12 protein-coding genes are annotated in these 13,475 nt (G+C 49.3%); 1 reads left to right on the top strand and 11 read right to left on the bottom strand.

The genetic code is table 11. From position 1 onward, the window contains the following. Window positions 1-350 precede the first annotated feature (350 nt). The 10 genes from N288_RS06700 to N288_RS06655 all read right to left on the bottom strand — a co-directional run bounded on the left by N288_RS06700 (window position 351) and on the right by N288_RS06655 (window position 9,132). Window positions 351-1,523, bottom strand: a complete 1,173-nt coding sequence (locus tag N288_RS06700) for a thiolase family protein (RefSeq protein ID WP_009794009.1) — start codon at window positions 1,521-1,523, stop codon at window positions 351-353. A gap of 25 nt (window positions 1,524-1,548) precedes the next feature. Continuing rightward, window positions 1,549-2,289 carry a 3-oxoacyl-ACP reductase FabG gene (gene fabG / locus N288_RS06695; protein ID WP_009794008.1) on the bottom strand — a complete coding sequence of 247 codons (741 nt, stop codon included), beginning with the start codon at window positions 2,287-2,289 and terminating at the stop codon, window positions 1,549-1,551. Further along, complete coding sequence (gene phaZ / locus N288_RS06690) at window positions 2,286-3,221, bottom strand: intracellular short-chain-length polyhydroxyalkanoate depolymerase (protein ID WP_009794007.1); 936 nt, start codon at window positions 3,219-3,221, stop codon at window positions 2,286-2,288. Before phaZ ends, fabG begins: the two co-directional genes overlap by 4 nt. Further along, complete coding sequence (locus N288_RS06685; protein WP_009794006.1) at window positions 3,200-4,183, bottom strand: 3-oxoacyl-ACP synthase; 984 nt, start codon at window positions 4,181-4,183, stop codon at window positions 3,200-3,202. Before N288_RS06685 ends, phaZ begins: the two co-directional genes overlap by 22 nt. Before the next feature lie 46 nt (window positions 4,184-4,229). Continuing rightward, window positions 4,230-4,421 (bottom strand): hypothetical protein, encoded by a 192-nt coding sequence (locus tag N288_RS06680; RefSeq protein WP_009794005.1) that lies wholly within the window; start codon window positions 4,419-4,421, stop codon window positions 4,230-4,232. A 10-nt stretch (window positions 4,422-4,431) separates the two neighbouring features. Continuing rightward, window positions 4,432-5,430 (bottom strand): branched-chain amino acid ABC transporter permease, encoded by a 999-nt coding sequence (locus tag N288_RS06675; RefSeq protein WP_009794004.1) that lies wholly within the window; start codon window positions 5,428-5,430, stop codon window positions 4,432-4,434. Continuing rightward, a complete protein-coding gene (locus N288_RS06670; RefSeq protein ID WP_009794003.1) occupies window positions 5,427-6,296 on the bottom strand; it encodes a branched-chain amino acid ABC transporter permease in 870 nt (289 codons plus the stop codon). Before N288_RS06670 ends, N288_RS06675 begins: the two co-directional genes overlap by 4 nt. A 15-nt stretch (window positions 6,297-6,311) precedes the next feature. Beyond that, complete coding sequence (locus tag N288_RS06665) at window positions 6,312-7,019, bottom strand: ABC transporter ATP-binding protein (protein WP_009794002.1); 708 nt, start codon at window positions 7,017-7,019, stop codon at window positions 6,312-6,314. Then, on the bottom strand, window positions 7,003-7,770 hold the full coding sequence (locus N288_RS06660) for an ABC transporter ATP-binding protein (RefSeq protein ID WP_009794001.1): 768 nt from the start codon (window positions 7,768-7,770) through the stop codon (window positions 7,003-7,005). The genes N288_RS06665 and N288_RS06660 overlap by 17 nt, the downstream gene beginning before the upstream one ends. A 144-nt stretch (window positions 7,771-7,914) precedes the next feature. Further along, window positions 7,915-9,132: a substrate-binding domain-containing protein gene (locus tag N288_RS06655; RefSeq protein ID WP_009793999.1), complete on the bottom strand. Its 1,218-nt coding sequence runs from the start codon at window positions 9,130-9,132 to the stop codon at window positions 7,915-7,917. A gap of 230 nt (window positions 9,133-9,362) precedes the next feature. Here N288_RS06655 and N288_RS06650 point away from each other — a divergent pair, with 230 nt between their 5' ends. Continuing rightward, entirely contained in the window at window positions 9,363-9,680 is a 318-nt protein-coding gene (locus N288_RS06650; protein ID WP_009793998.1) for a hypothetical protein, read from the top strand. 503 nt (window positions 9,681-10,183) lie between these two features. Here the strand turns inward: N288_RS06650 and N288_RS06645 are convergent. Beyond that, window positions 10,184-13,417: a BTAD domain-containing putative transcriptional regulator gene (locus tag N288_RS06645; RefSeq protein WP_009793997.1), complete on the bottom strand. Its 3,234-nt coding sequence runs from the start codon at window positions 13,415-13,417 to the stop codon at window positions 10,184-10,186. Window positions 13,418-13,475 lie beyond the last annotated feature (58 nt).

The following is a 13,475-nucleotide window of genomic DNA, read 5'->3' as shown; positions in this document are numbered from 1 at the left end:
GCACTTTAGAAAAAAAGAATAAATCATTTAAGTCCATGGTTTTCTTTGGTATGGGCTGTTGATTTCCGCTCCAGGCACTTCGCTTTCCGCGGGGCGACGCTGAGCCTCCTCACCGCTGCGCGTCTGCGGGGTCTCAGCCTTGCCGCTATTTCCCGCAGGAGTCTTCGTGCCTTCCACTCCAATCAACAGGGTTTTAAGACTTTTTTTGGCGAATAGAATTCATCTGAGAAAGACAGGGAAACTCCACTATAAACATCCAAACTTTCACAAATAATTATTAGGAAATACAGATGCCTTCACACATTCCTTCTGTCTGTAAATAGAAAGAGAGGCATCTCGTGCCTCTCTTGTTATCTTTCTATAAAAACCGAGGCTCCCATGCCTCCGCCGACGCAGAGGGAGGCGATGCCTTTTTTCAGTTCTCTTCTTTTCAGTTCATGCACCAAGCTGACGATGAGCCTTGCTCCTGTGCAGCCGATCGGGTGTCCGAGGCTGATGCCGCTGCCGTTGACGTTTACCTTGCTCCTGTCCAGGCCAAGTTCCTTTTCAACAGCGAGATATTGGGCTGCGAATGCTTCATTCACTTCGATCAGGTCTGCATCCTCCAGAGACCAGCCAGTCTGCTGCAAGCCTTTCCTGACTGCCGGCACAGGTCCCCTTCCCATGATTTTAGGGTCGACGCCTGATACTGAAAAGCCGGCAATCCGGGCTAGCGGCGTAAGCCCTTTTGCCATTGCCGTTTCTTCGGACATAAGCACCAGTGCTGCTGCCCCATCATTCAGGCTGGAGGCATTCCCCGCCGTCACGGTTCCATTTTCCCGGAAAACAGGCTTTAGGCCGGCAAGCTTTGCTGCTGTGAGGTCAAGCCGAGGGTTCTCATCCCGGGATACAACGGTTTCCCCTTTCCTGTGCTTGACTGTTACAGGGACAATTTCTTCTTCAAAATAACCTTTTTCAATGGCGTTCAGGGCGCGCTGATGGCTCAGCAGTGCCATTTCATCCTGCTCTTCCCTTGTTATCCCATGAAGCTCTGCCAGATTTTCAGCAGTTTCACCCATCATAATATGGTGGATCGGATCCTCGAGAATTTCCCATACAGAATCGGTAATTTTACCATGCTGCATCCTCGCTCCCCAGCGGTGATCTTTTAGAAGGTAAGGGCTTGAACTCATAGCCTCCACACCGCCTGCCACTACGATATCAGATATGCCAGCCTGGATTTGCAGAGCTGCCGAAATGACCGCCTGCATGCCGGATGCACACTGCCTTTGGACAGTGAATCCCGAGGTCTCATCCGGAAGCCCTGCCAGCAGCGCTGCGGTCCTGGCCGTGTTGGGCTGGTCGGTCCGCTGGATGCAATGACCGAGGATCACCTCATCGATTTCATGATTTTCCAAACCGCTTCTTTTTACAGTTTCCTTTATGACTGGTACAGCCAGGTCGGTTGGCAGGAGATCCTTGAATGCACCTCCGAAGGTTCCGACCGGAGACCTTGCAGCTGATACGATAACTACAGTCCTCATTTTTCTACCTCCCGTCAAACTATTCTTACATCATAATGCCGCCGTCCACATGCAGGACGGTTCCATTAATATAATCAGATTCATCAGAGGCAAGGAATAAATAGGCATTGGCAATATCCTCCGGGCTGCCCAGGCGACCGAGCGGCACCATCTGTTTCATTTGCCCGATCACCTTCTCAGGCACCTTTGCTGTCATTCCTGTATGGATGAAGCCGGGGGCGACGGCGTTGACGTTGATCCCTTTTCGGCCCAGCTCCTTTGCCCAGGTTTTTGTCATGCCCACAACCCCGGCCTTTGCGGCAGCATAATTGGTCTGGCCGATATTTCCATAAACGCCTGATACAGATGAAGTGCTGATGACCTTCCCTTTCCCCTGTTCAATCATGCTTGGGATCACAGCCTGGGTGCAATGGAATACACCGGTCAGGTTGACGTCAATCACTTTTTGGAAATCCTCGGCAGCCATTTTGGCCAGCATGCTGTCACGGGTGATCCCTGCGTTATTGATCAGAATGTCGATTCTCCCATACTCCTCAAGCACCTGCCGGACCAGTTCGTCAATGCTTTCCCTTTTTGATACGTCTACCTGAATAAACCTGGCATGAAGTCCTTCTCTATTTAACTCCCCTTCTCTTTCCCTGCCGATTTCCTCATCAAAATCGGCCAGGACCACATTGGCCCCTTCACGTGCAAATCTTTCGGCTGCGGCAAATCCAATACCGTTGGCCGCCCCGGTAATAATGGCTGTTTTCTCTTTTAGTCTCACTTTAATACCTCCAGCTCTTTATCCAAAAATTCCGACATCACATCAGTCAGCTGCCCGATATCATCGACAAGCGGGGAATGGCCGCAATCCTTCAATTCTGCAAAGTGTGCATTGCTTCCGATGTCCTCAAGGATTTCCCGGGCCATCCCCGCTGTTATTACCTGATCACGGTCGCCTCTCAGGACCAGCACCGGCACCTTAATTTTATCCGCGTCCCCTGTTCCGGGTTCTTCACCATTCGGGACGGAACCTATATTGAAAATATTAAGAGAATGATAGACTTCAGCAAGATTCCGCTGTGTCAGCATATCATCCAGATACTCTTCATATCTTGCAGGCTCCGGCTGATTTTTATCATAAATAAGGGCATCCCACATCGCCCTTAGAAACATCCTGTCCCCTCTGTCATAAGCCGACTGCACAGGAATTGTCTTGCTCTTATCCGCCCTTATTTGTTCCAGGCTGGTCAGGCGTGCTAATGAATCAGGCACAGCATCCCCTGACGTCCCGTAAAACGGGTATCCCCTTGTGGAAGCTGAGGCCAAAAGAATCAGGCGATTGCATAGGCCGGGATTGTCTGCAGCAAGCTGCATAGCAACCGCACCTCCCGTCGACCAGCCGGCAACGGAAAAATCGGAGAGGCCAATTGCATCGCAAAAAAGCTTTACATCATCCGAAAAGTCTTTGATGGAACGGATTGGCTCGAAATAACTGGATTGGCCGAACCCTCTAAGATCGATCGCATACAGCTTATATTTCGGGTCCAGATGTTCAAACACAAGGTCCCAATGCTTCGAGGAAGTCATATTGCCATGGATGAGCAGCAGCTTCTGCCCGCCGCCTTCCCTTTCCCTCCAGCTGATGGTTTCCCCGCTGCTCAAAACAATCTTTTTCAGTTCTTCATTCTTGCTCACTTTCCATCTTCCCCCCATCTAATGACAGAAGCTCCCCAGGCATAGCCGATGCCTGCACTGACAAGGACAGCTATTTTCCCGGGTGCCAGCCTTCCCTCTTTTTCAGCAAGCTCCAATGACAATATTTGATCAAATTGGCCGATATGCCCAAAATCCTCCAGGTAAATGGATTGCTCCTGTCCAAGGCCAAGCTCCTGAAGGACAAAATCGTGGGCGGACCTTTTCATATGGAGCATCGCGAGATAATGGATATCATCCTCTGCATAGCCGCTTTTTGCAACCGCTTTCCTAATTACCTTCAGGAAGTTTTCCATGGACTTCTGCTCCAGCCTTTGCTTCATCCCTGCCGGATCCATTACATCAAGCTGGTAAAGACCGTTTTCAAGCGCCTCTGCCGTTAAGGGGTTCTTAGTCCCTCCGGCCACTACCGCAACATCCTCTGAAAAAGATCCATCGGTTATGATAGCGCTTTCCAGCAGCCTGTTTGAGGACAGTCCTTTTTTCAAAAGGATCGCACCGCCCCCTGCTCCCAGATTAAACATAAACCGGGTCCTTTCATTTTCGTAATTAATGAAGTCCCCGTTCCTGTAGCCGCCGGCAAGCAGGACTGTCGATATGCCGGGATCTGCTGACATCATATCCTTCGCTGTCTTCAGCCCCATTATAGCGGTCCCACAGCGGAGGGCCATATCAAATGCATAGGCATTATAGGCCCCGACTTCATGCTGAAGCTTAATGCCTGCTGTCCATAAGGGATATTCTTTATATTCTTCGCCGATATAAATGACCAGATCAATTTCCAGCGGATCAATTCCAGCTTTCCCGATTGCTTCGCGGGCAGCCCTGATTCCCATCTCGCAGGTGTGATCCTCTGCGCCTGGAACCGGCTTCTTTTTGATACCCATTTTATTTTCAACAATATGAAGCGGGATTCCTGCTTTTTTGGCAATTTCTGCACTTGTTATATATGTTTCCGGCAAATAAATGCCTGTTGCCGCTATTCCGATATCCAGATTTTCCGCCTCCTTATTGCACCGGCCCCATCGCCCCGGCTGCCAATTTCATATAATCATTGGCTTCTTCCAGCGTTTCAAAGAATGTTTCTCTGTCTTCCTGCACATGCGTCACCTTAATCCTCCAATTCCTTTTGCCTGGTGTTCCTTCCTGATCACTCAGATAAATCCGGATAATGAACGAGGCAACCTGGCCATGAACCATCTTCTCCCCCCTAGCCGGCAATCTTTTCTTCTTTTTTGTCTGCTTCTTTTCCCGTGCGTTTCCATTGCTTCCCTTTGAGCGTCCCGAGAATCCCTTTCGGAAAGAACATCACGGCCAGTATATATATGATTCCAAAGAAGATGATCCACCGTTCAAAAATCCAATGGACCTTTGCAAGTTCTGTCAGCCCGTGGTGGGCAAATTCAATAATCCCCGCCCCGATGATAGCCCCCGCCAATGTTCCGACCCCGCCTATAATCGTCATCAGCAGGGCATCTAGAGTGATATCCATCGTAAATACGCTCGTGTTGACGAAGCGGAGGGATATGCTGTACAGCATCCCGGCAATCCCCGCTATAACACCGGCTGCAACACTCGCAGCAATTTTGTACTGAATCACATTATAGCCAAGGGACTCTGTCCGCTGTTCATTTTCACGGATGGCCTGGAGCACCCTTCCGAGCGGAGAATGGGTGAACCGCGACAATATCATAAAAACGAGAATCATAGCCGCCAGGCAGATGAAGTAGAAGTCTGTCCGGTCTTTTAATAAATCCGGGACCCGGAAGGTAAATCCGTCGTTTCCGTACGTAACGGTTCTCCACTTCTCGGCAAGAACCAGGAAAAGGCCGGCAAATGCCAGGGTCAGCATGGCATAAAAATGGCTTTTCAGCCTTAGTGTCAGAAGGCCGACTGCATAACTGAGGACTGCGGTCAGAACAATTGTCAGCAGCACAGCCAATAGGAGGTTCACCATCGTCGGTTCCATTCTTTTCATCATCACGCCTGCTGTATAGGCCCCGATCCCGAAAAACATGGCATGGCCGAAGGAAACAATCCCTGTATATCCAAGCAGGATATCGTAGCTCATGGCAAAGATGGCAAAAATAAAGATCTGTGTAAACAAGATCAGCATGGTCCTTGATTCATATACAAATGGAAGCAGCATCAATGCCGCTGCTATAAAGGTGTAGATCATGGCCTTTTTATTATCAATGGTATGCTTCATACTCCCCGCCCCTTCAATCTGAATAGCCCCTGCGGCCTGAAGATAAGCACGGCAGCCATCAGCAGCATGTTAACGGCCAGGGAAAGGGATGGAACATAATAGGACATGAAGGCTCCGGCAAGCCCTACCAGAATGGCAGCAAGAATGGATCCCGAGAAGCTGCCCATCCCTCCAATTACAACAACGATGAAAGCAAGGATGGCAAACTCCATCCCCATCTCCGCATGGATGACACCCGAATACGGGCCTAAAAGCACCCCGCCCAATGCGGCCATTCCCGATCCTGCCATGAAAACAATCATAAATACTCTTTTAATATTGATCCCCAGGGACTGGACCATCTCTTTATCCATGACACCGGCCCGTACAACGAGTCCGATTTTTGTGTTGCGCAAGATATATTGCACCCCGAGGAAAACGAGCAGGCCGACGATGATGATGAATACCCTGTATTTAATAATGATCACTCCGCCAAGCTCCCAGCTTCCGGCCAGGTAGGATGGCGGAGAAGCTGACAGCTGATTGGGGCCCCAGACAACCTTAAGAAGCTCAGATAATACAAGCATCAGGCCAAGTGTGATCAATATCTGCTGGACATGATTCCCGTATACCGGCTTGATGATCCACCGTTCAGTCAAAAAACCCAGTATGAGCCCGGTCACGACTGCCCCGATGATCCCTGCAGCAAAACTGCCTGTCTGGGCAAATATCCATGTCCCGCTGTAGGCCCCCCAAGCAAACAGTCCGCCATGGGCAAAATTAAGGACATCCATCAGTCCGAATATGAGCGTCAGCCCTGCCGCCAGCAAAAAAATCAGCATACCGGTCGCAAGCCCGTTTATGGCAAGGTTAATAAGCACCTCCATCTTATACTCTCCTTTCTAGGCAATGCCCAAATATTTTTTCCTCATAGATTCATCTTCCTTCAGCACTGACATCGGGCCGCCCCCTACCGTTCTTCCATCATCAATAATGTAGAAGCGGTCGCCAACCGTACTCGCCATCATAAAGTTCTGCTCCACAAGGACGATCGTGGTTTTTTCCTTCATTTGCATGATTGAATCCATTACTTTTTCAACCATGATCGGTGCGAGTCCTTTGCTCGGCTCATCAATCAGCATTAAATCATTATCATTCACATAAGCCCGTGCGATGGAAAGCATCTGTTTCTGTCCTCCGCTTAAAAGGCCGCCCGGCTTTTTCCAGAATCGTTTTAAATCCGGGAAAAGGTCCAGGGTCCAATCCAGCTTTTCCAAAGCGGAAGGAGTCTCTTTCCGCATGGCCACCTTCATATTTTCCTCAACTGTCAGCCCCGCAAATATCCCCTGGTCCTCCGGCACATAGCCAAGCCCTTTTCTCGCAATCTCATAAGGAGGCAGTCCGCCGATTTCTGTCCCTTTCCACTCTATGCTTCCTTTGCTCAGGACATTGTGCCCCATGATGGTTCTGAGGGTGGAGGTCTTCCCTGCGCCGTTGCGGCCCAGAAGCACGGTAACATCCCCTTTTGCCACTTCCAGCGAGACTCCCTGCAGGATATGATACTGGCCTATATACGTTTCGACATCTGACAGCTTAAGCTGAGCCTGCATGCTCAAAACCTCCCAGATATGCGGATTGCACCGTTTCATTTTCCATGATTTCCCGAGGAGTCCCCTTAGCCAGAAGCGAGCCATTGAACAGGACCATGACGCTGTCTGATAAATCAAGGATCATATCCATTTTGTGTTCAATCAGAATGATGGTCCTCCCGCTCTCCTGCTTGATTTTCCTGATGACTTCGAGGATGGCCGGAACCTCTTCCAGCGACATTCCTGCTGTCGGCTCATCCAGAAGCAAAACCTCGGTATTCAGGGCGAGGAGCATAGCGATCTCGAGCTTCCTTTTCTCGCCGTGCGCCAGATTGGCGGCGGCTGCATCCTGTTTTTTATCAAGCAATACCAGCTTCAGCCATTCAGACGCTTTTTCTTCAAGCTCTTTGTACATTTTGAAATGGCGCAGCATCTGATAGCGGATGCCTGCCTGCGACTGGACTGCAAGCCTTACATTCTCCAACACAGTCAAACTTGGAAATACATTGGTAATTTGAAAGCTTCTTCCGATTCCCCTTCTCGTCCTTTCAACAGGAGAAAGCTTTGTGATGTCTTCCCCTCGCAAATGGATAGATCCCCCTGTAGGGGCGAGCTGACCGCTCAGCAGGTTGAAAAACGTCGTTTTGCCGGCTCCATTTGGACCGATAATTGATAAAAATTCATTTTCCGGGACAGCAAGCGAGACAGAATCCACTGCTTTATGGCCTCCGAATGATATTGATAAATCTTTTGTTTCTATGATTGGACCCACATGCCCACCTCCACTTTATATTCAGCTGCCTGCGGCATACTCCAAAAGAATGCCCGGCTCTCCCCGGATCCGCTTTGCAGCAATGGACTCAGGCCTGCTGCCGGAGTCCATTGCCATTACTGCATTTTATAATCCGGTTTTCACTTACTTGTTCAGTACAGGAGGCGCTGTCTCTTCAGGTGACAGTTCCCTCACAAGCACCGGTACAGGGTATGGGACACCATCCTTTTTCTCCAGCTTGATTGCGTACAATGCCTGAAGGGCCTGGTGGTCTTCTGCCCTGAATGTCATCTTCCCCTTCGGCGTCTCGAAGCTCATTCCTTCCATTGTCTCAATGAGCGTGTCTGCATCTGTACTGCCCTCCGTTTTCTTCAGTGCTTCCACGATGGAGATCGCGGCGCTCATGCCTCCTGGAGTGAAGAGATCCGGCACATCCCCGTCAAACCGCTTTTTATGCTCCTCTACCAGCCAGCTGTTGATTTCGTTATCCGGAAGATCGTGATAGTAGACGGAGAACCCTTCCATCCCGATCAATGGCTCCATTGTCGCAAGGGCAGCAATATCCGGTGCACCTGTGGAAATTTTGATGCCTTTATCCTGGACCTTCATATCAGCGATCTGATTCCAGGGTGAGTTGGCCCCCGCCCAGATAACAAACAGATAATCCGGCTTGGAATCAATCACTTTCTGGATGTTTGCAGTAAAGTCGGTTGCGGCAGGATCCGCGTATTCTTCATGGACAATGTCAGCGCCAAGCTTCACCGCTGCATCCCGGAATGCAGCCACACCGTCGCGCCCGAAAGAATAATCAGGAGCAAGCGTCGCTATTTTTACACCTTCACCAGCGATGGCTGCAGCACCAGCGACTGCATCCTGAGAAGAGTTGCGCGCGGTCCGGAAAATATAAGGATTGAACTCTGAGCCTGTGATGCTGTCAGCTACCGCCGGCTCGACGACCATGATTTTCTCATATTCTTCTGCGAGGGGAAGAACAGCCAATGTATCACCGGAGCTGGAGGATCCGACCAGGAAGTCAACTTCATCTTCCTCAAGCAGCTTTGTCGCCTTTTGGACGGCCACTTCCGGCTTTGTTTCAGTATCCTCTACAATGAATTCAATCTTCCTTCCAGCCACTTCATTTTTACCGTCTGTTGCATATTCCAGGCCCAGCTCAAAGCCGCGGAGTGTCTGTTCCCCATATGACTCAAGCCCGCCTGTCTGCGAGGCCAGCACGCCGATTTTGATCGGATCGCTCTTCTCATCCCCGCTGCCTCCCGATTCTTCTGAACTGCAGGCACTCGAAAAGACCACCATCAGCGACATCAGGCAGCCCAATGCCATTTTCCCTGTATTCTTTTTCATCCTTTCTCCCCCTTGAAATCAATTGTTTGCTGCAAATCTTCCTGCCTTCATCCTAATCAGCCCCAGTTACAAATCGGTTACAGCCAAGATATATTCTTAATTTCTATTGCCGGATGAAATAGACCTGCCCGATCTGGAAATTCCTGCAAATGGTTTAATACTTAAGAAAAGCGGAAAAGAGATAAGAAATCTATTGATCTTAATTTCCGTCTGAGAGGAGACGAAAGATAATGAAAACAGTTTATGGATTGATGACACAGGATGGAAGCGCAAATGAACTGCTGTGGGACTTAGGCTTTTGGGAAACAGAAGAGGCAGCCAATGAATATTTAAAGACCAATCTTCCGCTTTCAAAAGGCATCTGGGTAGAGCTTATCAAGGTAAATGACCCTATTCCTGAAACTGTTGAAGCATTCGAAGAAGACAAAATGGTTGCCTGCTCATTCTGTGATATTGAATACAATGCCGCCGACATCCTCATTGCCGACGTCAATGTCCACATCTGTGTATACTGCCAGCCTGCTTATAAGGCGCAGCTTGTTAAATAGAAAAGCGGAAAAGCCTTGCTCAGCCCCGACAAGCTTAAGGCGAGCAGAGCGAAAGGTTGGCTCTTTAACCTTTTGATCTACTTGACTTAAGACCTCGAGGGGCTAGGCTTTGGAGCTGGACAATTAGAAAAGCGGAGGCGACTGTTAAGGTGCGACAAGCATAAGACGCTTTGGAATTGAAGGCGTTCTTTGCCTTCGGTTCCAAAGTGGCTTATGACTCGAGCACCTAGGAGCCGGAGCTGGACAAATAAAAAGCGGAAAACACACCGATTAAATTCTCTAATGCTAAAATGCGCCGGAGCAAAGGCTCCGGCGCAGGCAGATGCAGGTTAGAACAGCGCCCCAAAGCGGGCGGCTGGCATTATTCATTCTAAATTAAATCTTTTCTACCCTAATTGGCTGTTATTCGCCCAAGAATTAGAATGATTCACCCCAGTTTTTCATTTATTCGCCCTAGAATTGGCGATATTCATTCCTGTTTACATTTTTTACACAAAATCCCGCTATGCATGGCCCGCAATATTGCCCGATTCCATGATCATTTCATGCATATGGAGCGTAGGCTCCAGAGGCGCCACGCCCAGCTCTTCCTCAAGAACCTCACAGCATTTCTGGAACCATCTGATTGCCCGGGGGCGATTATTCTTGCTGTAATAACAGTACATCAGGAGCCTGTAAGCCTCCTCCCACGTCCGGTCCTTTTCTATTATTCTTTCGCACCATTCAATCGCCATGTCATAGTCTTCTTTCCGGACACAAAGCTGCGCGAGCTTTTCAGCACCTCTCAGAAAGTATACCTGCAGTCTTTCTTTTTCACTGATGCACCAATCCTCATAGCGCCGCTCAGGCAGATAGTCCCCGGCATACAGTTTCAGGGCTCTTTCAAGTCTGTGGATGCTTTTTCCATGGTCTTTCTCTTCCAGCCCATCTTTGATCCACTCCTCAAATAGGATGGAGTCCAAATCAATGACAGCCTTTGGATTTATCCCATAAGAGGTGCCTTCCCTGCTGATGAAGAATGGGTTCTTCCTTGGCTTGCGGTTTGGTTCAAGTACGTTATTGAGTGCGTTCAGGGCAACCTTAAAGTCTCTATCCGCACTCGCGGCATCCTGCTCCGGCCAAAGCATATCAAATATATCCTCTTTCCGGATAAGCTGGTGGAGGTGTGTGAGAAAAAGCTGGAGGAGCTCTTTAGCTTTGCCCCGCTGCCATCCTCCTTCGTCAATCTCCTTATCGCCCAGCCATACACGGAACTGCCCGAGCGTTTTCACTTTGAGGGTGAATCCCGGGTGGGAATGAAGGTTGCCAAGATTCATTTCTTTTAGCAGCCTTGCAGTATAATCAGGCATAATGCCGCTTTTTTCTGCTTCAATCAGAATGGGTGCAAACATCTGCAGGTCCCTTGGGCCGAACAATGTCCTTCTGAACAGGAAAAACTCATAGTCCCCCCATTGCATCTGGCTGAGGAAAGACTTGAATGAGTGTTCAAAATCTTCCTGAAGCCCCTGCTGATGAGCAGAATAGGCTTTCCAGAATAAAGCCAGCATACAGCCGTAATCATCCCCGCACTGCTGAAGCATGCTTGATGCAAGATCAAAATGCTTATCTGCTTCACCGAAGCGGCTCCCATAAGCAGAGCTGATGCCCATACTGATGAGGATCAGGGAAGACAGCCACATATCCTTCACTCTCTCGGTTTCCTGCAACCCTGCCTTCCCGGCATCCATCGATTTGCTGTAGTCATTCCGTTCTCCGTATAAAATGCATAATCCCATTAACGGCTCTGCTTTTCCTCTTTCAATTTCAAGCCGGTCCATTATGTCCAGGGAAGTCCTGTAGCATTTTTCCGCAAGAGCAGAATCATATTCCCCCAGCAGCTGTGCCGCATGCCCAAGTCTGATCCACCCGCAGGCTTCTACAAACGGCGCCTTTGTACTGATTCCCTGCTGGATGCCTTCCTGGGACAACTTTTTCGCTTCTGCCCCATTGCCTGTAAATGCCTCGATAAGGGCCAGCAGCAGATCTGTCTCCCTGTGGGATTTCGGGAGCGGTTTGCCCTCACTCTTTGTTTTGCGGCCGGCCATCAAAATTTTCCTGCTTTCTGCCAATTTACCCGTCCTTAAATAAAGCCGGGCCAGCAGGCTTTTGTCCAGCATCTGATGACCCATGGATTCTGCCCTCTCCATCCATTTTTCTGCTTTGGCGGCCTGCCCGGCATTTATTAGGTTTTCCGCAAGCAAATGATAAAGTCTCGCCGGTTCATCCCTTCCCCCGCGGATATCCCCTTCCTTCAGCTGTATCGCCTGGGATAAAATGCGCTCTGCTTTATGCGGCTGAATCGTGTCCAGATAGATCCTTGCCTTCCCTTCAAGTGCACGCGCCTTCCAAATCAGGTCCTTCTTACCGTCAGCCCCTGTTGCTGACCTGTCATAGGCAAGCTCTGCTTCCTGGTAAGAAGATCTGTAGCGCAATACTTCCCCTTCAAGGAACCAGACGGGATAAAACCTGTCCTTTGTCTGCCCGGGGATGCCCGCAATTCTGTCTGACAGGCTTCCCAGCTTACCGGTTTCAAGCATCCTTAGCCCCTGGTCGCTTAATATAGACGCCATTTCCTCTGTTGAACCAATCTTCTCAAAATGCTTAAGGGCATCATCCCACTGAAGGCTCCGTACGAAATGGCGTGCACATCTCTCATTTAAAAGGCGGTAGCTATGCGGCTGGCCGGCTTTCAGCTGCTTTTCCAGGAATTCCTTAAATAGAGCATGGTATCTGTATACCTTTTCCCCTACCTTATGGATAAACAGGTTCTTCTCTGTCAGCTGCTGAAGCATTGCCCCTGCCCCGGCGATCCCCAGGACCTCATTGCAAAGCTCTTCTGTCATATCATCAAAAATGCTTGTTTGTTCAAGGAATTGCTGGATAAGCGGCGGCTGCTTGGCAAATACCTCTGTGACCAGATATTGAAAAAGGTCCGCCAGGGAGCCGGACGATGCTCCGAATAAATTAGAGATGCTTTTTTTGTCTGTCAGCTGCTGTCCAATCATCCCCACAGCAATGACCCATCCTTCTGTAGCAAGGCAAATTCTGTCCAAATCCCCCTGCTTAATGGAAATTCCGTATAATTCATTCAAGAGCAGCTCCACTTCATCCCGGGAAAGGACCAGGTCCTCTTTCTTTATTTCAAGGAGCTTGTCTGTGACCCTCATCTTTTTCAGCAGCTTCCATCCCGGCCTGCTCCTGCTTGAGATAATAAGATGAAGATTCGGCGGAATATGTTCAAGGAGGGTTTCCATCCAGCAGTTGATCGTATAGGAGTGCTCAACCTGATGAAAGTCATCAAGGATCAGCAGTATATTTTCCCCATGAAGGGCTGCTTCATTTAAAAATAAAGAGGCGAGTGAACGAATCTCTTCTTCTTTTACATACCGGTCCAGCTGCTCCAGGATGCTTAAGATCTCAGTCCCGAAATCAGGATGCGCCAACCGGACCGATGCCACAAGGCAGGATAGAAAAGGAATGATATCATCATCCTCGGATGATATGGAATACCAGCTGCAAGGAAGCTTTTCATCGTGGACGAACAGGGCCAGGGCCGTACTTTTTCCATACCCGGCACCTGATTCGACAATGCACAGCGGATATTCAGCAACCGCTTTCATTTTTGCTGAAAGCCTTGCTCTCCTTATATATCCTTCCTTGACTGGCGGCACCATCAGCTTGGTTTTGATGACAGGCATTTTTATCCCCCCTTTCCATTTTTATAATTTTTAGATTATTTTAGCATATTTGCACACA

Origin of the sequence: Bacillus infantis NRRL B-14911 (genome assembly GCF_000473245.1) — a bacterium.
Taxonomy (GTDB): Bacteria; Bacillota; Bacilli; order Bacillales; family Cytobacillaceae; genus Bacillus_AB; species Bacillus_AB infantis.
The sequence above is the reverse complement of the archived record's forward strand: the minus strand, read 5'-3'. Positions and strand labels throughout refer to the sequence as shown.